Consider the following 17,970-nt stretch of genomic DNA (forward strand, 5'->3'; position numbering starts at 1 on the left):
TATAAATCTCAAATACTATTATATATCGTAAGATATATGACTTAGATAATATGTAATTATTTGCCGAATAATAACATTTCATTAACCGATAATATTTAAAATATTTCTGTCATCCGGCCTTTGTCCCGGATGTGCAGGAAAGGTTTGTGTGATGTTCGGCGGATCGATGGGGCGATTGCTGCGGGACAGGACGGGCAATGTCCTGATGATGGCGGCTGCCTCCATGCCCATATTGATCGGGGCGGCAGGGCTGGCGACCGACACGGTGCAATGGACCTTGTGGAAACGACAGGTTCAGCGACAGGCGGACAGCGCGGCGCTTGCCGGGGCCTATGCGGTGGCGCAGGGCTTCAGCGCATCGGACAGTGCGACATCCGACATCAACCGCCTGTCGCTGATCACCCTGTCGCAAACGCCGACCATCGAGAATGCGCCCACCGCGGGGGCTTTCGCCGGCAATGCAAATGCGGTGCGGGTGGTGCTGCAAACCACGAGGGAACTGCCTTTCTCGAAGATATTGGGAGTAAAGGCGCCTGTCATCTTCGGTGAAGCGACGGCGGCCGTGCTGGCGGAGGGCGATTATTGCGTCGTCTCGTTGGAAAAGACGAGCGCGGTCGGCATCACGCTCCAGGGCAATGCCACCGTCGATCTGGGTTGCGGCATCGCCACCAATTCCCGGGCATCGAATGCGGTCACGGCAGGCGGCAGCAGCAAGGTGACAGCGACGCCGGTCGCCGCCGTAGGCGGTCTGACGTCCAGTACCAACTATGTCTCGCCAACCACGCTGATGCCGTACAGCCTGCCTTTGTCCGACCCATATGCGGGGTTGCCAGCGCCCACCTCGGCAAATTTCACGGGATGCAATAACAAATATAGCGTCCAGCCCAACCAAGTTGTCGCCCAGCCGCTCCAGCCCGGCTGCTACAAGGGGTTAGATATCAAGGGAACGCTTACCCTGGCGCCCGGCACCTATTTTATCGACGGCGGCAGCTTCAGCGTCGGATCGCAAGCTATCCTTAGCGGCTCCCGCGTCACCATCATCCTGACCAGCCGCAATGCATCCACCAACGCCAGCCAGATCGCGTCGGTGGACATCAACGGCGGTGCGAAGCTCAACCTGTCCGCGCCGGACAGCGGCGCTTATTCCGGTGTCCTCTTCTATCAGGACCGGCTCGCGCTGGATTCCGGAACCAACAAGATCAACGGCAACGCCGATTCCGTCCTGCAAGGCGCTTTCTACTTTCCCAGCCAGGCGATGGAGTTTTCCGGCACGTCGGGAATGCAGACCAAATGCGTGAAGATGGTCAGCAGGCGCGTCACCTTCATCGGCAACAGCCAAATCGTCAATGAATGCGACAATACAGGCGTTAACCCTATTCCCGCGAGCCGCGTAAGGCTGGTGGGCTGATGATGAACCGGCTTGCCCTGGATCGTTCAGGCACCAGCACGGTCGAACTGGCGCTCATCATGCCGGTGCTGGTGCTGCTGACCTGCATGGCGGGCGATGTCGCAATGGCCTTCAAGGCGAAGATCGCGCTCCAGCGCGCGGCTGAACGCGCGGCACAGATGGCGACCGCTGGCGGCCTTACCGGCGCATCCTATGACACCGACAATTTGAAAGCTGACGCTGCCTCCGCGGCGAATGTCGCGACCGGCAACGTTAGCATCACCAAGACCCTGCTCTGCAATGATACGGTGCAGACTGCAACGCCGGAAGTGCCTTGCCCCGACGATCAACAGACGAAGCGCTATGTCGCCATCACCATTTCGGGGAATTATATGCCGATGTTCGCCAAGCTTGCGCCGAACGGCAATTGGTCTGCCCAGGGGATCGCGCTCACCGGTTCCGCATCGGTGCGCCTGCGATGATGCGCCTGATAAGCAACCAGCGTGGGGCGGCGGCGATCGAATTCGTTCTTGCCCTGCCGCCTTTCCTGATCCTGCTGATGGGCGCGATCCAGCTAGGCATCATCGCCTGCGCCCGTACCGGGCTGCAACATGCGGTGGATGAAGGTGCGCGCTTCGCCACCATCTTTCCCACGCCCACCAAGGAGCAGATCATCGCCAGGGTCACTTCACGGGAATTCGGCCTGGACCCGGCCTATACCAACGTTCCGACCGTGGTGACCGGGACGCAATATGGCGTGCCCTATACCGAAATCACCATGACTTATTCGCGACCGTTGAACTTCATCGTCTTCCAGACCCCGGCTCTGTCGATCAGCTATACCCGACGATCCTATTAATGGCCTCAACTGGCCTTGGATACCGGACGGGCTGCCGCAGCGCCCTTCTGTTGGACAAGGCGACTATGCAGGGGGAGCCGTCCCGCTTTCCCGTCATGGATTCCCCGCCAAATCGATGAAACTGCCGCGTCTCTTTTCCTCGCACGCTTGCGACATGGCCATTGACCTTGGAACCGTCAACACGGTCATCCATGTGCGCGATCGCGGCATCGTCCTCAACGAACCCTCCGTCATCGCGATCGAGACGCGGGACGGCGTCCGCAGGGTCAAGGTGGTCGGCAACGAAGCCAAGCTGATGATGGGCAAGACGCCCAACGGCATCCAGGCGATCCGCCCCTTGCGCGACGGCGTGATCGCGGACATCGACGTCGCCGAACAGATGATCAAGCATTTCATGGACAAGGCGTTGGACGGCCACAGCCGCTTCGGCCGCCGCCATGAAGTGGTGATCTGCGTGCCGACCGGCTCCACCATGGTCGAGCGCCGCGCCCTGCGGGACGCTGCCTCCAATGCCGGGGCGTACAAGGTTCAGCTTATCGAGGAACCCATGGCCGCCGCTATCGGCGCCGGCCTGCCCGTTACAGAGCCGCGTGGCGCGATGGTGGTCGATATCGGCGGCGGCACGACGGAGGTGGCGGTCCTGTCGCTGCGCGGCATCGCCTACAGCAGTTCGGCGCGGGTCGGCGGCGACCGGTTGGACGACGCCATCGCATCCCACATCCGCCGCACGCATAATCTCATGATCGGCGAAGCCACGTCGGAGCGGGTGAAATGCGAACTGGGCGCCGCCAACCCGCCCGAAGGCGAAGGCCGCCGCATGATCGTGAAGGGCAGGGATCTGGTCAATGGCCGTCCGTCGGAAATGACGATCGGCGAGGCGGAGATTGCCGACGCCCTGTCGGAGCCGGTCGGCCAGATCAAGATGGCGGTGATGACTGCGCTGGAACAGACCGCGCCGGAACTGTCCGCCGACATCATCGAGGAAGGGATTACCCTGACTGGCGGGGGTGCGCTGCTCCGGCGGCTTGACGAAGCGCTGTCCGACGCGACGGGCCTGCCGGTCAGGGTCGCGGAAAATCCGCTGATCTGCGTGGCGATGGGCGCGGGCCGGGCGCTGGAAGACCGCGCCTATGATGGGGTTTTGACGGTTTCCTGACAACCGCTCGGCAGGGGGCGAACGGCGGCTATGGGTGGAGAGCGGACGTTCCAAATCCCTCTCCCTTGAGGGTCGGCCAGAGGCACGTGACTCTGGCCGAGGTTGCGCAGACTTGGCAGCTTGCTGCCTTAGTCGTAGCTGGGTGAGGGGAGCGAACAGGTCGATCATGCCCCCGGCATGATCTAAGGGCTGCGGGGCAGCCCTTACCTGTTCGCTCGATCCACAGGATCGCGCGGGCCGCAGGCCCGCTCCCCCTCATCCAACTCCGCCTAGGCTCCTTCGTCACCAAGGCTTCGTATCCTTCTCCCTCAAGGGAGAAGGAATGTCTTGGACTGGCCAAAGCGCGACATTGCCCTGGCCCATTCCTTCCGCTCTATCCTTCCTGCCCGTAGGCGACCACAGTCTCCACCTCGGTCTTGTCGCCCAGCACGACGCCGACCCGTTGGTGCAGTCCGGTCGGCTTCACGTCCATGATCCGCGCATAGCCGGTGCTCGCCGCCCCGCCAGCCTGCTCGATCAGGAAGGACATGGGGTTCGCCTCATACATCAGCCGCAGCTTCGCCTTGTCGGCATAGCGATGATCCGTCGGATAGAGGAAAATCCCGCCGCGCTTCAGCACGCGATGCACGTCCGCCACCATCGAAGCGGTCCAGCGCATGTTGTAATCCTTGCCCAGCGGCCCCTCGGTCCCCTGGATTCGCTCTTCGACATAGCGGGCTATGCCCGGCGACCATTGCCGCCGCCGCGCCATGTTGATGGCGAATTCGGCATTGCCCTGCGGCATCTGCATCGGCCCGTCGGTCATCCGCCACGATCCGATTTCCCGGTCCAGCGTGAATTCATAGACGCCCGTGCCGATGGTCAGCACCAGCAGCGTCTGCGGCCCGTAGATCGCATAGCCCGCCGCCACCTGCTGCGTGCCCGGCTGAAGGAAATCCTGCTCCGTCACCTCGCGGCCCGAACATTCCTCCGGCGCCTTCAGCACGGAAAAGATCGTGCCGACGCTCAGGTCCACATCGATATTGCTGGACCCGTCGATCGGATCGAACAGCAGCAGATATTCGCCCCTGGGGTAGCGGTTGGGGATGGGATGGAGCGTCTCCATCTCCTCCGAAGCCATGGCGGCCAGATGCCCGCCCCATTCATTGGCGTCCAGCAGCAGTTCGTTGGCGATCACGTCCAGCTTCTTCTGAACCTCGCCCTGCACATTTTCGCTGTCCAGGCTGCCCAGCACCTCGCCCAGCGCGCCCTTGGACACGCTGTGATTGATCGTCTTGCACGCGCGCGCGACGGTTTCGATCAGCAGGCGCAGTTCGGACGGCAGGGCATTGGCCTGCCGCTGCTGTTCGATCAGGAAGCGGGTGAGGGTGATGGACATAGGCGGTTTTGCTCGCTCAATAAAATATGGCGAGCGGACGCGCGCCATGCATGGAATCGCGTTACGCCGTAGCGGTCGGACGGGCATTGGAAAAGCGCCAATTCATGACGCTGGGGCGATGAAAGGGCCATCCGTTCCCGCATCGGGACTGGCCGCGAAGCGCGGGCAGCCGCCCTGTCCGGTTCGTTTCGATACCGGTTCAAATCCGATTGGCGATCGCGCCTGCCGCCCAGCCCATGCCGACCGCCAGCATCATCGCGACCAGGCCATAGAGGAACGGCCATTGCTCGGCGGCCACCGCCATGAAGCGTTCGAACCCTGACTTGCGGATGGTGATATCGCGCACCGCCGCCGCCACCACGCGGCCATCCTGCACCAGAAAGGTCTCTGCGGTATAATCCCCCACGATCACCCGCGCCGACAGCGGCAGCCGCGCCCGATAAAGCACGCCGTCCGTGATCTCCACCGTGCCGGGCCGCTCGACATAGAGGCCCGCCCGTTGCCGCAGATCGATCAGTCCTTTCTGGAACCGGTCCAGTTCCTCGCTGACGTTGAGGGAGGAGGGGGAAAGCTGAAGCTTGTCCACGCCCATTTCGTAGATCGCCGCCGTCCGCTCATCGACCACCTTGCCGATCGGGCGGGATGAGGCGATGGCATAGAAGCTGGGCGCTGACCGGAAGCGGGCGCTGTCGGCATTGACCCAGATGCCCGCGACCTTCTGTTTCTCGCGCATGGTGATTGACTGGTCCGGGCCTTTCAGCACGACCATGATGTCGGCGGGCTTTTTCGGCCGCCGTCCGTCGGGATAGACGATGGCGCCGAACAGCAGCAGGTCCGCGCCGGTGAAGCTGTACTGGATTTCGACATCGCGCTGTGACACGTCGGGCACCAGCGTCGGTTCATCCGCCGCGCACAGCAGCAGCAGGGCAGGGGACAGGGCCAGGAGCGCGGGCCGTTTCACCGCACTTCGACCGTGTAGATTTCGTCCGGCCGGAATCCCAGCCCCAACGCCATGCGCGCCGCCACCAGCAGCACGATGGCGGCCAGCAATATGCGCAGATATTCGGGCCGGACCGTCATGGAGATGCGCGTCCCCACCTGCGCGCCCGTGACGCTGCCGATCAGCAGCAGCATCGCCAGCACCAGATCGACCGCATGGGTCGTCATGGCGTGCATCATCGTGGTCGCCATGGTCACGAACAATATCTGGAACAGCGACGTGCCGACCACCGACTGAGTCGTCATGCCCAGCAGATAGAGCATCGCCGGAACCAGGATGAAGCCGCCGCCCACGCCCAGCAACATGGTCAGGATACCTGTCGCCAGGCCCAGCAACAGCGGCGCCAGCGGCGAAATATACAGTCCCGACCGGTAGAAGCGCCAGCGCATGGGCAGGGCCGCGACCAGCGGATGGTGCCGCCGCTTGCGCGCCTGTATGCGCTTGCCGGTCTTGAGCGCGATCAGCGCCTGGATGGATTCCTTCGCCATCAGCGATCCGATGCCGCCCAGCATCAGCACGTAGAGAATGCCGATCACGGTGTCGATCTGGCCGATGGCCTGCAGCAGCCGGAAGATCAGCACGCCCAGCCCGGCCCCCACCACGCCGCCTGCGATCAGCACGCCGCCCATGCGGAAATCCACCGTGCCCCGCGACATGTGCGTGACGACGCCCGACACGCTGGCGCCCGTGACCTGGCTGGCGGCGGAGGCGGCGGCGACGGTCGGCGGAATGCCGTAGAAAATCAGCAGCGGGGTCGTCAGGAATCCGCCACCGACCCCGAACATGCCTGACAGCAGGCCCACCACGCCGCCCAGGGCAATGATGACCAGCGCATTCACCGACAGATTGGCGATGGGCAGATAGAGATCCATGGAACTACGGGGTTAAGCCCAATATGCGCAGAGATAAAGGCGCTGCCGCTTAAAAATCCGCTCCCAGCGTAATGGCAAGGCCGGATGCCGGTGCAGCCTGCCCGGCGACCCGCTCCCGCCATTCGACGCCAAGCCTTGCACTGACGGGCTTCAGGGGCAGGCGGACCTGAAGCTCCGGCCCGATATCCAGTCGTTCGACCTGCGGTTGCGCGCCGCCGGAAAGGCTGACGCCGATCCGCAGGGGAGAATGGCTGACCGGCGACAGCAGCGACATCTTGCCGTCGACGAAAAGGTCGCGCGACCGGAAGCCGACCATGCCGCCCTGCGCATAGGCTTCGACCTCCAGCGAAGGCGCGATCTGCGCCGGTCCGAAGCCGCCCACAGCCATCACGGCATTGGCGTTGCGTCCGCCCTTGCCCAGCGCGATCCGCCGTTCGGCGGCGAAGCCGATCGGAACGGTGCGCGTCGGTTGCCAGGCAAGGCCTATCGCGCCTTCGGGCGAAGCCGGACTGTTCAGCGCGGCACTGGTCCTCCCATAAGCGGTTGCCCGGCTGGAGGCGTGGGGCGTCAGATCGAAATCGAGGCGGACACCCGCCTGCGATCCGCCGAGGCGGCCTCCGGTAACGGCATCGGCCCGCGTGGCGCTCCCTTCCCGCCACAACAGCCAGGCGCTGCCGTGCCAACGGTCGATGCTTGCGGAATAAGCCAGGGGCAAAGCGGGAGCGGGATTGATCGCGGGAGCGGCTTCCTCGGTCTTTTCCGCTGTCTGCCCAGAGGGAATGAAGGCCGAACCCGTCGTCAGGCCAGCGGCTGGAGGCGCCGATGAATATGTTCGCGGGGCAATGCGCGAAGGCTCCTGCCTCTGCCTTGGAGCCGCAATGTTCCGCCAAGCCGGCAGGCCGTTCCCTTTGGCCGAAGCTGCCCCCTTCTTCGCATAGGCCGTAGGGTGGAAAACCCCTCCGTCGCTATCCTCCTTGGCTTCCCCGACGAGATCGCCCCACTGGCTGGCAAGGCGGATCGCGACCCAGCCGATCATGAGGAGGCCGAAGAAACGGATCGGCCGCCCGCTGGCCCTTTGGTTCATGCCGGAGATTCCAGGTCGGGAAAGCGGTGCCGGGTCTTGTCCCATGTCAGGGGCCTGCCGATCAGCGACCGGAGATACAAGAACATGGCGCGCCGGGCGGCCGTCATCGCGACGATGTTGGCGATGAACGTGCGCGGGATCGCCCCCAGCCCGAAGACCCAGCCATAGGCCATGCCGGAGAAGATGGCGCGCATCGCCATGCGCCAGATCATGAAGCCGAAATCGATCCAGAGCAGCGCTTCGACCGTCGGCGTGTGCCTGGGAACAGGGAAGGCGCTGAACAGGCTTCCCACCAGCAGCACGCCCCAGAGCAGCAGCGCCAGATAGGCGGTGAACAGGATGAAGGCGGAAAGGGCGGCGGCGCGATCCCGCATGCGCATCCACCATTCGGCGGGACCGCCCTGCCATCCCATGCGGTCCCATCCGGCGAGAGATATGCCGACGATCCAGCGCGCCTTCTGCTTGACGGCATCCTTCAGATTGTCGGGAAAATATTCCCTGGTCGCGACCAACTGTCCGTCGCTGTCGCGCATGCGGACGAACACGCCGCGCCCGCCCAGATTGCCGATGCGCAGGCCGACCTCATAATCCTCGGTCAGCGAGCCAGGATCGAACGGCCCGCCAAAGGCCGGCTTCACCAGCCGTTCCAGCATTCTCCGCTCGAACGCGCAGGCGACCCCGGCCGAGGGCATGGACGCGCCCGTGGCTTCGCGCACCGTCAGGGCTTTGCCGTGGCTCTCCGCGAATTCGTCTCCATAATGGTTGGTGATGGCCCTCGACCACCAGCCGCCATGGCCCGGCAGAGGCAGAACCGGTAGTTGAACCAATTGAAACCGGTCGATTATCACGTCGAACAGGTGGATTTCGTCGCGATGGACCACATCTTCCGCATCGTGCAGGGCGATCGCCTTGAACAGGATGCCGGTGCGTTCTTCCTCCTTCAACATGGCGCGCCAGGCCGCGTTGAGGCAATCGGCCTTGGTGGTCGGCCCTTCCCGCTCGTTGATGCACAGGATCAGCCGTTCTTCCCCGGCCGCCAAAGGCGCCACGGCATCCCGTGTCTCATGATCGTTGGGATAGACGCCGATGAAGATGCGATAGTCGCGATTTCCCCAATGTGCGAGCGCGTTGCGCAGCATCGGCCCGATCACGTTCGCTTCCTGCCAGGCGGGGATGAAAATGGCGATGCGTCCCGGCCGCGGGGAAGCGGGCAGGGTGGCCGTGGTCATGCGCTGATGGCGGGAATAGACAGTCAAATTGCGCCATAGGCGCCGGCACAGGAAGACCATGTCTATGATGAAATCGTCGATGCCGCCAATCGCCAGCCCCACCGCCGCGAAAAGCAAAATCTCATGATGAACCTTCGCCAGAAGGGAGAAGACCATTTCCTCCACGGCTCAAGTCCCCTCTTGCCCTGAGCGGGGGATATGGCAGCAACGAATTGATTTTGAAACAGCTTATTCGTTCCGATATCGGAAATATTTATGAATTTGATCTGTTGGCGTCTTTTCGTAAAGGTTGCCGCTCGGGAGTAAACGGCAATGTTGAAACGTCCGCCATCGGCGCTGCGTGATTTCTTGACCAGTGAAGCCGGCGGCGCCGTTCTGTTGATGGCGGCGGCCGCCATGGCGATGCTCTTTGCCAATCTGCCGGGGACGGTCGGGCACCTCTATCATGCCTTCGTTCATGCCGGGATTGGGCCGGAACTGAAGGCCAGCCTGGGTGGCATGACGGTCCATTTGTGGGTCAATGACGGGTTGATGGCGATCTTCTTTCTGCTGGTCGGACTGGAGATCAAGCGCGAGATGATCGACGGAGGCCTTTCGACCTGGGAACGCAGGCGATTGCCGTTCATCGCGGCGGCGGCGGGGATGGCCGTGCCAGCCTGCCTCTATCTTGTCTTCGTCGCGGGGCAGGCTCGACTGTCAGGCGGCTGGGCCATTCCGGCGGCCACGGACATCGCCTTTGCCATCGGGGTCGTGGCGTTGCTTGGGCGGCGGGTGCCAGCCTCGCTCAAGCTGATGCTGACGGCGATCGCGATCGTCGATGATATGGGCGCGGTCGCAATCATCGCGCTCGCCTATACGCACGGCATCGATCTTCCCGCTCTGGCTGGGGCAGCCGCCGCGCTTCTGCTGATGTGGGGGCTCAATCGTCTCGGCGTGCGGACGCTCGCGCCCTATTTGTTGGCGTTCGCGGCATTATGGTATTTCACCTTGCTTTCGGGCGTCCATGCGACGGTGTCGGGCGTGCTGACGGCGATGTTCATTCCGATCAAGCCCAGCCCCGGCGCGCCCGACGCCGTCGATAGCCCGCTGCATCGCCTGGAACATGCCGTGCATCCGTGGAGCGCCTATCTGATCGTGCCGTTATTCGGCTTCGTGAATGCGGGCGTGCCGCTTGACGGCGCGGCGCTTGGCGCGCTGTTCACGCCGCTGCCGTTGGGGGTGGCTGCAGGTTTGTTCCTGGGGAAGCAGATCGGCATTTTCGGCGGGATTTGGCTGGCGGTCCGCTGGCGGCTTGCGGAGCGGCCCGCCGGCGCGAACTGGGCGCAGATTTACGGCATGGCGCTGCTCTGCGGCATCGGCTTCACCATGAGCCTCTTCATCGGCTCCCTGGCATTTCCCGGTTCGCCCGCGCTCATTGAGCAGGCGAAGATCGGTATTCTTGCCGGTTCGCTGCTTTCCGCCGTTGTGGGCTATCTCGTCCTGCAAAGTGCGAAGCGCTTTTGATAGTCGGCATTATCCGCTAGACTGCTCCGCCCATGCGCCGGATGGAATCGCATGGGCTTTGGCGGGATGCTATCGTGCCCCGGCCATAGAGCGAATCGCATGGAATGCGAACCCCACCAATCTCTTTCAGCGATCAGGTAGGAGGGTGAATATGAATAGGGAGATGGATGTCAACTATCTGCTGCACAGGCAGCAAGTTGCATTGATCCGCGCGCAGATGAGCCAGTCCTCAAAGGGCCGGGAGGCCTATGAGGGCCTTGCCCGCGGTTATTCGGACAAGATCGACGCCTACAGGCGTGAAAATGAACGGCTGGTCGATCTGGCGCATTAGGGCGCATGCATGATTCAGCGCCGCCGGATCAGGTGCTCGATCGACAGGCGATGCGTTTCGGCATCGCCGGATTCTCTCTCCAGGACGGATTTGATCTTCTCCAATTCCGCCTCCGTCAGATGTTCGATGCCGATGAACTCGTTCCGCGCCGTATCGATGGCGCGGATCAGTTCGTCCATCTTCGCCTGGATTGCGGAGCCGTCGCGATTTTGCGCATTCTGGATCAGGAAAACCATCAGAAACGTCACGATCGTCGTGCCGGTGTTGATGATAAGCTGCCACGTGTCGGAATAATGGAAGATCGGTCCGGTCACGATCCAGCCCAGGATGACCAGAACCGCCAGCATGAACGCGGCGGGCTGGCCCGACCAGCTTGCGATTTTATGCGCAAAGGCCGTAAAAATCCTGTCCATCTCCATTTTCTCCCAAGGCGTGTCCGCATTTAGCTTCTGTTCAGCCCATGCTTGCCATGAAGGAGCGATGACAACCATCTCTTTCCGTTCGCTGGCCTGCGGGCTTGGCGCTTCGTTCCTTCTTGCGTCCTGTGCGACGGTATCGCCCGAATCGCGGGTACGCGCCGGGCTGGTCGATGCGGGATTGTCGCCGTTCATGGCGGGCTGCATGGCCGAAAGGATGGTGGATCGGCTGAGCGTGCCCCAACTCCGCAGGCTCCAGTCGCTGGCCTCGCTTCGCAAGTCCCACATGGGCGATATGACGGTCGACCGCTTCCTCTACAAGGTCCGCGCGCTGGAGGAGCCGGAGATCTTTGCCGTGACCAGCAAGGCGGCGATCATCTGCGCCATCGAGCGTTGATTTCGCAATAAAGGGGGCATCGCTTCGCAAATGTTTTGCAATTTTGCAAAGTCGTTTTGCGAAATCTGCTGGCGTTGCCCCTTTGCCTGTGCTTAGCCGCTCGACATCAAGTTTCAGCGGAAAGGACGGGCGAGCCCCATGAACATCCACGAATATCAGGCGAAGGAATTGCTGGCCAAGTATGGCGCGCCGATCGCCGCCGGTTACGCCGCCTTCTCCGTCGAGGAAGCCGTCGAAGCCGCCAAGAAGCTGCCTGGGCCGCTCTATGTCGTGAAGTCGCAGATCCACGCCGGTGGCCGCGGCAAGGGCAAGTTCAAGGAACTCGGCCCCGACGCGAAGGGCGGCGTCCGCCTGGCCTTCAATCTGGATGAGGTGAAGGCCCACGCCACCGACATGCTGGGCAACACGCTGGTCACCATCCAGACCGGCGAAGCGGGCAAGCAGGTCAACCGCCTCTACGTCACCGACGGCGCCGACATCGCCAAGGAATTCTACCTCGCCCTTCTGGTCGACCGCGCCAGCAGCCGGGTCGCCTTCGTCGTGTCGACCGAAGGCGGCATGGACATTGAAGAGGTCGCCCACTCGACCCCGGAAAAGATCCACAGCTTCTCGGTCGATCCCGCCGCTGGCTTCCAGCCGCACCACGGCCGCGCCGTCGCCGCCGCGCTGGGCCTGTCCGGCGATCAGGCGAAGCAGGCCGCCAAGGTCGCCGCTTCGCTCTACGCCGCGTTCCTCGACACCGATGCCGAGCAGATCGAAGTCAATCCGCTGGCGCTGACCGAGCAGGGCAACCTTCTCGTCCTCGACGCCAAGGTCGGTTTCGACGGCAACGCCATGTTCCGTCACAAGGACATCGCCGAACTGCGCGACCTGACCGAGGAAGATCCGGCGGAAGTCGAAGCTTCGGAATATGACCTTGCCTACATCAAGCTGGACGGCAACATCGGTTGCATGGTGAACGGCGCGGGCCTGGCCATGGCGACCATGGACATCATCAAGCTGAACGGCGAATTCCCCGCCAACTTCCTGGACGTCGGCGGCGGCGCCAACAAGGAGAAGGTGACCGCGGCCTTCAAGATCATTCTGAAGGATCCGGCGGTGAAGGGCATTCTCGTCAACATCTTCGGCGGCATCATGAAGTGCGACATCATTGCCGATGGCATCGTCGCCGCCGCCAAGGAAGTGAATCTGTCGGTTCCGCTGGTCGTGCGCCTGGAAGGCACGAACGTCCAGCAGGGCAAGGACATTCTCGCGGCTTCGGGCCTGGCTATCGTCCCGGCGGACGATCTGGGCGACGCGGCCAAGAAGATCGTGGCGGAAGTGAGGAAGGCGGCCTGACGCACTAAGCCACTTATTTGAACACCCTGGGGCGTGGGTGGTCCGGAAACGGGCCGCCCGCGTCCCTGTTGGCGTATTAACGGAGGATGTTGGAGATGAAGATCCTTGTGCCCGTGAAACGGGTGATTGATTATAATGTGAAGCCTCGGGTGAAGGCGGACGGGACGGGCGTCGATCTGGCGAACGTCAAGATGTCGATGAACCCGTTTGACGAGATCGCGGTCGAGGAAGCCATCCGCCTGAAGGAAAAGGGCGTGGCGACCGAGGTGGTCGCGGTGTCGATCGGCGTGGCGAAGGCGCAGGAAACGCTGCGCACGGCGCTGGCCATGGGCGCGGACCGCGCTATCCTGATCCAGACCGATGACGAGGTCGAGCCGCTGGGCGTGGCCAAGCTGCTCGCCAAGGTGCAGGAAGAGGAAGGCGCTGGCCTGATCATCCTGGGCAAGCAGGCGATCGACGACGACAGCAACCAGACCGGCCAGATGCTGGCCGCGCTGCTGAATCTGCCGCAGGGTACTTTCGCTTCGAAGGTCGAGGTCGAAGGCGACAAGGTCAGCGTGACCCGCGAAGTCGACGGCGGCCTGGAGACGGTGAAGCTCAACACCCCGGCGATCATCACCACCGACCTGCGCCTGAACGAACCGCGCTATGCCTCGCTGCCCAACATCATGAAGGCGAAGTCGAAGCCGCTCGCGACCAAGGCGCCCGCCGATTATGGCGTCGACATCTCGCCGCGTCTGGAAACGCTCAAGGTCACGGAGCCTGCCAAGCGTTCTGCCGGCGTGAAGGTTGCCGATGTCGATGAACTGGTCGCGAAGCTGAAAGCGCTGGGAGTTGCAGCATGACGAAGACGCTCGTTTGGGTTGAACATGAGGGCGGCGTCGTCAAGGACGCGACCCTTTCCGCCGTCACCGCCGCTGGCAAGCTGGGTGAAGTGCATCTGCTGGTCGCGGGCCAGGGCGTCGACGGCGTTGCCGCCGAAGCCGCCAGGATCGCTGGCGTGGGCAAGGTCCATGTCGCGGACGACGCGGCCTTCGGCCATGCGCTGCCGGAGAATGTCGCGCCGCTGATCGTCGAGCTGATGGGCAGCCATGACGCTTTCGTCGCGCCTGCCACCAGCAACGGCAAGAATATCGCGCCGCGCGTCGCGGCTCTGCTGGATGTCATGCAGATCAGCGACATTCTCTCGGTCGAGAGCGAGGACAGCTTTACCCGTCCGATCTACGCTGGCAATGCCATCGCGACGGTCAAGTCGAAGGACGCCAAGAAGGTGATCACCGTTCGCGGCACCGCTTTCGAGAAGGCGGCCAGGGAAGGCGGTTCCGGTACGGTCGAGGCGGTGGCTTCGACGGGTGACAAGGGCATATCCTCCTTCGTCGGCGCCGAGATCGCCAAGCTGGAGCGTCCGGAGCTGACCTCTGCCAAGGTGATCGTGTCGGGCGGCCGGGCGCTGAAGGACGGCGAGACGTTCGAGGCGACCATCTTCCCGCTGGCGGACAAGCTGGGCGCGGCGGTCGGCGCTTCGCGTGCCGCTGTCGATGCGGGCTATGTGCCGAACGACTATCAGGTCGGGCAGACCGGCAAGATCGTGGCGCCCGAAGTCTATATCGCGGTCGGCATTTCCGGGGCGATCCAGCATCTGGCGGGGATGAAGGACAGCAAGACCATCATCGCCATCAACAAGGATGAGGACGCGCCGATCTTCCAGGTGGCGGACATCGGCCTGGTCGGCGATCTGTTCAAGATCGTGCCTGAACTGGTTGAAAAGCTCTAAGCCATTGCCCTGATGGGTTTGAAGGAGGGCGCGGGCTTTCAAGTCCGCGCCCTTTTTCGTGTCTTCCCTATTCGCAGCGCACGTCGCTCTTGTCGATGGCGCGGCCAGCCAGCGCGCCGCCCGCGCCGCCCAGGATGGTGCCCAGCGTTTTCGAACCGCCCGGCGCGATGATGTTGCCCAATACGCCGCCCGCTATGGCGCCGACGATGGTGCCGGTGGTGCCGTCGTCGCGCTTGCAATAATAGCGGCCGTCATTGTCGCGGTAGATATAGTCATTCTCGCTGATCGGGCGGCCGCTGGTGCGGTAGCCATGGCTGGGTCGGTCATAGCCGTAGCGGCCTCTGTCGCCGTCGGAGGCGCAGGCCGTCAACGGCAGTGCCAGCAGCGCCGCTGCCAATAGGGGGGTGCGCATTTTCTTCTCTCCTCATTATCGGCCCCTGCATAGAGATAACCCTTTTGACGGAGGGAAGTTGCGCCAAATAGTCTGCCCGCCACGGCGGCCCAAAGGGGGGAAAAGGCAACCGGGCGGGCAGTAATGCCAACGGCGAAAGCATGTTCGCCGCTGGGAAGGGATTCGGGTGGGGTCAGGGCGCCAGCGGCGCGGTGCGAGCGGCGGGCGTCGTCGCGGGGGCGAGGTTCGAGCCGGTGTCCGCGGTTTCGTCGGCGCGGCGCGTGTCAAGGTCGCTCTTGGCCTGGTTGTAGCGGGAGACCAGGTCTTCCTTGAACTCCGTCAGCTTGCCTTCGTCATAGAGTTTCTTGCCGACATAGCCAGCGATCGCGCCGAAAATCAGGGTGCGGATCATGGGATGGGACTCCTTGTCCGGGGGTGGATTTGCATGGATAACATTGGCCGTCGGGATCGGTTCCGGCGTCATGCGACGGAGCGAGCGGGGCGGCCGATGCAAGGAGGGGCTTGGTCATCCCGCTTCCTCCAGTGCAGCCTCCTCCCGTAGAGGCCCTTCCGCTGCAGCCCATTCCAGCGCGGAAAAGCCGAAAAAGGCGTCGCGGGCGAGGATGGCGGCATGTTCATAGGGGCGGCGCGCCTCCTCGTCCCGGATGTTGAGCACTTCCTCCTCCAGCGCCGTCAGGTCGCGCTCATAATAATCGACGTCGTAGGTCAGTTCGCTTTCATCGCCTTCGAAACCGGGCGGGGGAGGATAGTCGGTGCGCCAGCTTTCCCGGTCGAAATCCCACCATATGCCGCGCAGCCGGGCGGCGGCTTCTTCGGGCGGAAGGCTTGCCCGCGGGACCGGGGGCGGGCGAAGTTCACACCGTTCATCAAGGGGGTAAAGCTGGGTCTTTCCGCGCTCGGTCAGCGCCATGCGGGCCGCGACGAAAAGGGCGGCGGAGGCGCCCGGCGACAGGGCGGTGGCGACCTCTTCGACGGCGGGCGGGGTTTCCAGGGCGGCGGGGTCGGACAGGGCGGCGCGGTCTGCTTCCCGGTCGGGCGGGGAGGGGCGATCCGCCTCCGCCGTCGCCTGATCTTCCGGGCAGAGCATGTCCAGATAGGCGGCGAAATCCTGCGCCACGACGCGGGCGAGGGCGGCGTCGCTGCCCTGCGCCGGGCTGTCCGCCATGCGGTCCAGCCGGGAGAGCATCGACATGGCGAGGCGGTTGTCGTGGCGGTGGCGGGTGATTTCGCCTGCGTCGGCATCCTTGCGGATCACTTCCTCATGGCCGGTGAGGGCGCGGGCGAGCAGATCGTCGGCAAGGCGGGCGCGGGCGATGAGGATGGCCGCGTCCCAGCCGAGGCGAAAGGCCGCGCCATCGCGGCGGATGCGCAGGGTGTAGGCCGAGCGGGTGCTGATCTGCGCGGCTTCGCAGGCGGCGCGGATGATGCCGGTGGCGGCGAGGGTTTCGAGGAAGTGCCGCTGGCGTGCTGGGCTCCAGCCGTCGGCTCGGATTTGCTGCGCGGGCGTGGGGAGAGGAGGGAATTGGTAGGACATGGCAAAGCTCCTTTTTATGGGAGGGTTTGCCGGGACGGTATCAGGGGCGAGGGGTTGTAGGACAGAACAAAATGGGTACGTGTGGGGGTGGTGGTTACCAGTTACCGCCTGCGTCTTTTATGGCCCTCAGGAGGGCCTTTTTGGAGGCGGTACGGCGGGTGCCGCTGTTGCGGGGCATGATGGCGGCATCGCCCAGCGCCTCGCGACGGCGCGCAAGGTAGCGCCCAAACTCTTCGAGCGAAATTGCCGGTCGGCTAGATTTGTAGTTACGGAAGGTCACGGTTGCAACCGTATCTTACACGCACGTGTTTAGTTATAAGGCAAGTTGAGCAATCTTGATAGTTATACGTAAGGTTGGCTGGGATGGACCGTCAGAAGCCAATTCTTCGATTCACAAGGTCTTGATATCTCACCTCCTTGTTGTAGAGATACTGAGATGGTTTCGGTCGTGAAATTTTTTGTCCTGTGCATGGTTGCTGCTGCAGCCGGGGTCGCTGCGACTATGTCGCTTCACTTTTTTCACGTGCCCGCAGGTGCGTCGACAGATGTGAGTTATGCGGACTTTTTGTCGATAACGCTCACGGCGCTCAGCCTGATGATTACGGTGCTGGGACTATTTTTGGCTGCGGCGGGCGTGATTGGTTGGACCACATTGGAAAGTAAATTGCGCTCGCATTCGGTTGATTATTTCGCGCAACAGCTTGCGAAGGACGGGCCTCTGCGTAAGGAATTGGAGGAGCTTTTTGCAGACATCGCGTATACGGGCATCGACGGATTGAAGGCCCCGGAACAGCAGGAGGACCCTTACGCTGACTGATTTTAGCTTCAGCTATCGGATCCAACCGGACGAACTGGACACACTCCGCAAATTTTGTGCGAATGTCCCGGTAAAGGTTGGTGCATTGGCCACTGCGTTGGGGCTCAAAGTGGTTTTGGCCACGCTTCCGATGAACATATCGGGTTCTATCCAGCCGGATGGCGATAGCTTCGTGATCAAGGTGAATCGTTTTGAGTCCAAAGAGCGGCAGCGATTCACAATCGCTCATGAGATAGCTCATTACTTGTTGCATCGTGATAAAATAAATAGCGGTATTGTTGATTCTGTGCTCTATCGTTCAAAGTTATCTTCGAGGATGGAAGCAGAGGCCAATCGCCTAGGCGCAGATATTGTGATGCCTGGCGATGCAATTGTTCGTAATATGAAGAGATACCCAAGCGGTATGAATGATGATGCAGTTTCAGATTTGGCAGAGGTGTTCGAGGTTTCCAAGCAGGCGATGGCGATCAGGGTCGGGTGATA

General features: G+C 62.6%; 21 protein-coding genes. 12 read left to right on the forward strand and 9 right to left on the reverse strand.

Annotated features, from left to right (window positions below; all coding sequences use genetic code 11):
- Positions 1-151 precede the first annotated feature (151 nt).
- The 4 genes from NUH86_RS00875 to NUH86_RS00890 all read left to right on the forward strand — a co-directional run bounded on the left by NUH86_RS00875 (position 152) and on the right by NUH86_RS00890 (position 3,402).
- Entirely contained in the window at positions 152-1,408 is a 1,257-nt protein-coding gene (locus NUH86_RS00875; protein ID WP_267250821.1) for a pilus assembly protein TadG-related protein, read from the forward strand.
- On the forward strand, positions 1,408-1,869 hold the full coding sequence (locus NUH86_RS00880) for a TadE/TadG family type IV pilus assembly protein (RefSeq protein ID WP_267250822.1): 462 nt from the start codon (positions 1,408-1,410) through the stop codon (positions 1,867-1,869). Before NUH86_RS00875 ends, NUH86_RS00880 begins: the two co-directional genes overlap by 1 nt.
- Entirely contained in the window at positions 1,866-2,246 is a 381-nt protein-coding gene (locus tag NUH86_RS00885; protein WP_267250823.1) for a TadE/TadG family type IV pilus assembly protein, read from the forward strand. Before NUH86_RS00880 ends, NUH86_RS00885 begins: the two co-directional genes overlap by 4 nt.
- A 115-nt stretch (positions 2,247-2,361) precedes the next feature.
- Entirely contained in the window at positions 2,362-3,402 is a 1,041-nt protein-coding gene (locus tag NUH86_RS00890) for a rod shape-determining protein (RefSeq protein ID WP_267250824.1), read from the forward strand.
- Positions 3,403-3,775: 373 nt separating this feature from the next.
- Here NUH86_RS00890 and NUH86_RS00895 read toward each other — a convergent pair whose 3' ends face one another.
- The 5 genes from NUH86_RS00895 to NUH86_RS00915 form a co-directional block, all read right to left on the reverse strand.
- Positions 3,776-4,780: a class 1 fructose-bisphosphatase gene (locus tag NUH86_RS00895; RefSeq protein WP_267250825.1), complete on the reverse strand. Its 1,005-nt coding sequence runs from the start codon at positions 4,778-4,780 to the stop codon at positions 3,776-3,778.
- A gap of 199 nt (positions 4,781-4,979) precedes the next feature.
- A complete protein-coding gene (locus tag NUH86_RS00900; RefSeq protein ID WP_267250826.1) occupies positions 4,980-5,741 on the reverse strand; it encodes a TIGR02186 family protein in 762 nt (253 codons plus the stop codon).
- Complete coding sequence (locus NUH86_RS00905; protein ID WP_267250827.1) at positions 5,738-6,652, reverse strand: sulfite exporter TauE/SafE family protein; 915 nt, start codon at positions 6,650-6,652, stop codon at positions 5,738-5,740. Before NUH86_RS00905 ends, NUH86_RS00900 begins: the two co-directional genes overlap by 4 nt.
- Before the next feature lie 49 nt (positions 6,653-6,701).
- Positions 6,702-7,736 carry a hypothetical protein gene (locus tag NUH86_RS00910; RefSeq protein WP_267250828.1) on the reverse strand — a complete coding sequence of 345 codons (1,035 nt, stop codon included), beginning with the start codon at positions 7,734-7,736 and terminating at the stop codon, positions 6,702-6,704.
- A complete protein-coding gene (locus tag NUH86_RS00915; RefSeq protein WP_267252193.1) occupies positions 7,733-9,121 on the reverse strand; it encodes a glycosyl transferase family protein in 1,389 nt (462 codons plus the stop codon). Before NUH86_RS00915 ends, NUH86_RS00910 begins: the two co-directional genes overlap by 4 nt.
- A gap of 156 nt (positions 9,122-9,277) precedes the next feature.
- On the opposite strand from NUH86_RS00915, the gene nhaA reads away from it, so the two are divergent.
- Positions 9,278-10,468, forward strand: coding sequence for a Na+/H+ antiporter NhaA (gene nhaA, locus NUH86_RS00920; protein ID WP_267250829.1), 1,191 nt, complete (start codon positions 9,278-9,280; stop codon positions 10,466-10,468).
- Between the two features lie 151 nt (positions 10,469-10,619).
- Positions 10,620-10,799: a hypothetical protein gene (locus NUH86_RS00925; RefSeq protein WP_267250830.1), complete on the forward strand. Its 180-nt coding sequence runs from the start codon at positions 10,620-10,622 to the stop codon at positions 10,797-10,799.
- A 14-nt stretch (positions 10,800-10,813) separates the two neighbouring features.
- Here NUH86_RS00925 and NUH86_RS00930 read toward each other — a convergent pair whose 3' ends face one another.
- The gene (locus NUH86_RS00930) at positions 10,814-11,212 is read right to left on the reverse strand and encodes a low affinity iron permease family protein (RefSeq protein WP_267250831.1); all 399 of its coding nucleotides are present in this window, start codon (positions 11,210-11,212) and stop codon (positions 10,814-10,816) included.
- A 67-nt stretch (positions 11,213-11,279) separates the two neighbouring features.
- On the opposite strand from NUH86_RS00930, the gene NUH86_RS00935 reads away from it, so the two are divergent.
- From NUH86_RS00935 to NUH86_RS00950, 4 genes are all read left to right on the forward strand, one after another.
- A complete protein-coding gene (locus tag NUH86_RS00935; protein ID WP_267250832.1) occupies positions 11,280-11,612 on the forward strand; it encodes a hypothetical protein in 333 nt (110 codons plus the stop codon).
- Positions 11,613-11,750: 138 nt separating this feature from the next.
- Positions 11,751-12,950: an ADP-forming succinate--CoA ligase subunit beta gene (gene sucC, locus NUH86_RS00940; RefSeq protein ID WP_267250833.1), complete on the forward strand. Its 1,200-nt coding sequence runs from the start codon at positions 11,751-11,753 to the stop codon at positions 12,948-12,950.
- 95 nt (positions 12,951-13,045) lie between these two features.
- Positions 13,046-13,795: an electron transfer flavoprotein subunit beta/FixA family protein gene (locus NUH86_RS00945; RefSeq protein WP_267250834.1), complete on the forward strand. Its 750-nt coding sequence runs from the start codon at positions 13,046-13,048 to the stop codon at positions 13,793-13,795.
- Positions 13,792-14,724, forward strand: coding sequence for an electron transfer flavoprotein subunit alpha/FixB family protein (locus NUH86_RS00950; RefSeq protein WP_267250835.1), 933 nt, complete (start codon positions 13,792-13,794; stop codon positions 14,722-14,724). The genes NUH86_RS00945 and NUH86_RS00950 overlap by 4 nt, the downstream gene beginning before the upstream one ends.
- A gap of 67 nt (positions 14,725-14,791) precedes the next feature.
- On the opposite strand, the gene NUH86_RS00955 is transcribed toward NUH86_RS00950, so the two are convergent.
- The 3 genes from NUH86_RS00955 to NUH86_RS00965 form a co-directional block, all read right to left on the reverse strand.
- Entirely contained in the window at positions 14,792-15,136 is a 345-nt protein-coding gene (locus tag NUH86_RS00955; protein ID WP_267250836.1) for a glycine zipper 2TM domain-containing protein, read from the reverse strand.
- A gap of 172 nt (positions 15,137-15,308) precedes the next feature.
- Complete coding sequence (locus NUH86_RS00960) at positions 15,309-15,527, reverse strand: hypothetical protein (protein ID WP_267250837.1); 219 nt, start codon at positions 15,525-15,527, stop codon at positions 15,309-15,311.
- Between the two features lie 114 nt (positions 15,528-15,641).
- A complete protein-coding gene (locus NUH86_RS00965) occupies positions 15,642-16,670 on the reverse strand; it encodes a hypothetical protein (RefSeq protein ID WP_267250838.1) in 1,029 nt (342 codons plus the stop codon).
- Positions 16,671-17,106: 436 nt separating this feature from the next.
- Between NUH86_RS00965 and NUH86_RS00970 the strand changes: the two genes are divergently transcribed.
- Both NUH86_RS00970 and NUH86_RS00975 read left to right on the forward strand, forming a co-directional pair.
- A complete protein-coding gene (locus tag NUH86_RS00970; protein WP_267250839.1) occupies positions 17,107-17,487 on the forward strand; it encodes a hypothetical protein in 381 nt (126 codons plus the stop codon).
- Between the two features lie 85 nt (positions 17,488-17,572).
- Positions 17,573-17,968: an ImmA/IrrE family metallo-endopeptidase gene (locus tag NUH86_RS00975; RefSeq protein WP_267250840.1), complete on the forward strand. Its 396-nt coding sequence runs from the start codon at positions 17,573-17,575 to the stop codon at positions 17,966-17,968.
- Positions 17,969-17,970: the final 2 nt, after the last annotated feature.

The sequence above is a fragment of the Sphingobium sp. JS3065 genome, assembly GCF_026427355.1.
Lineage (GTDB): Bacteria > Pseudomonadota > Alphaproteobacteria > Sphingomonadales > Sphingomonadaceae > Sphingobium.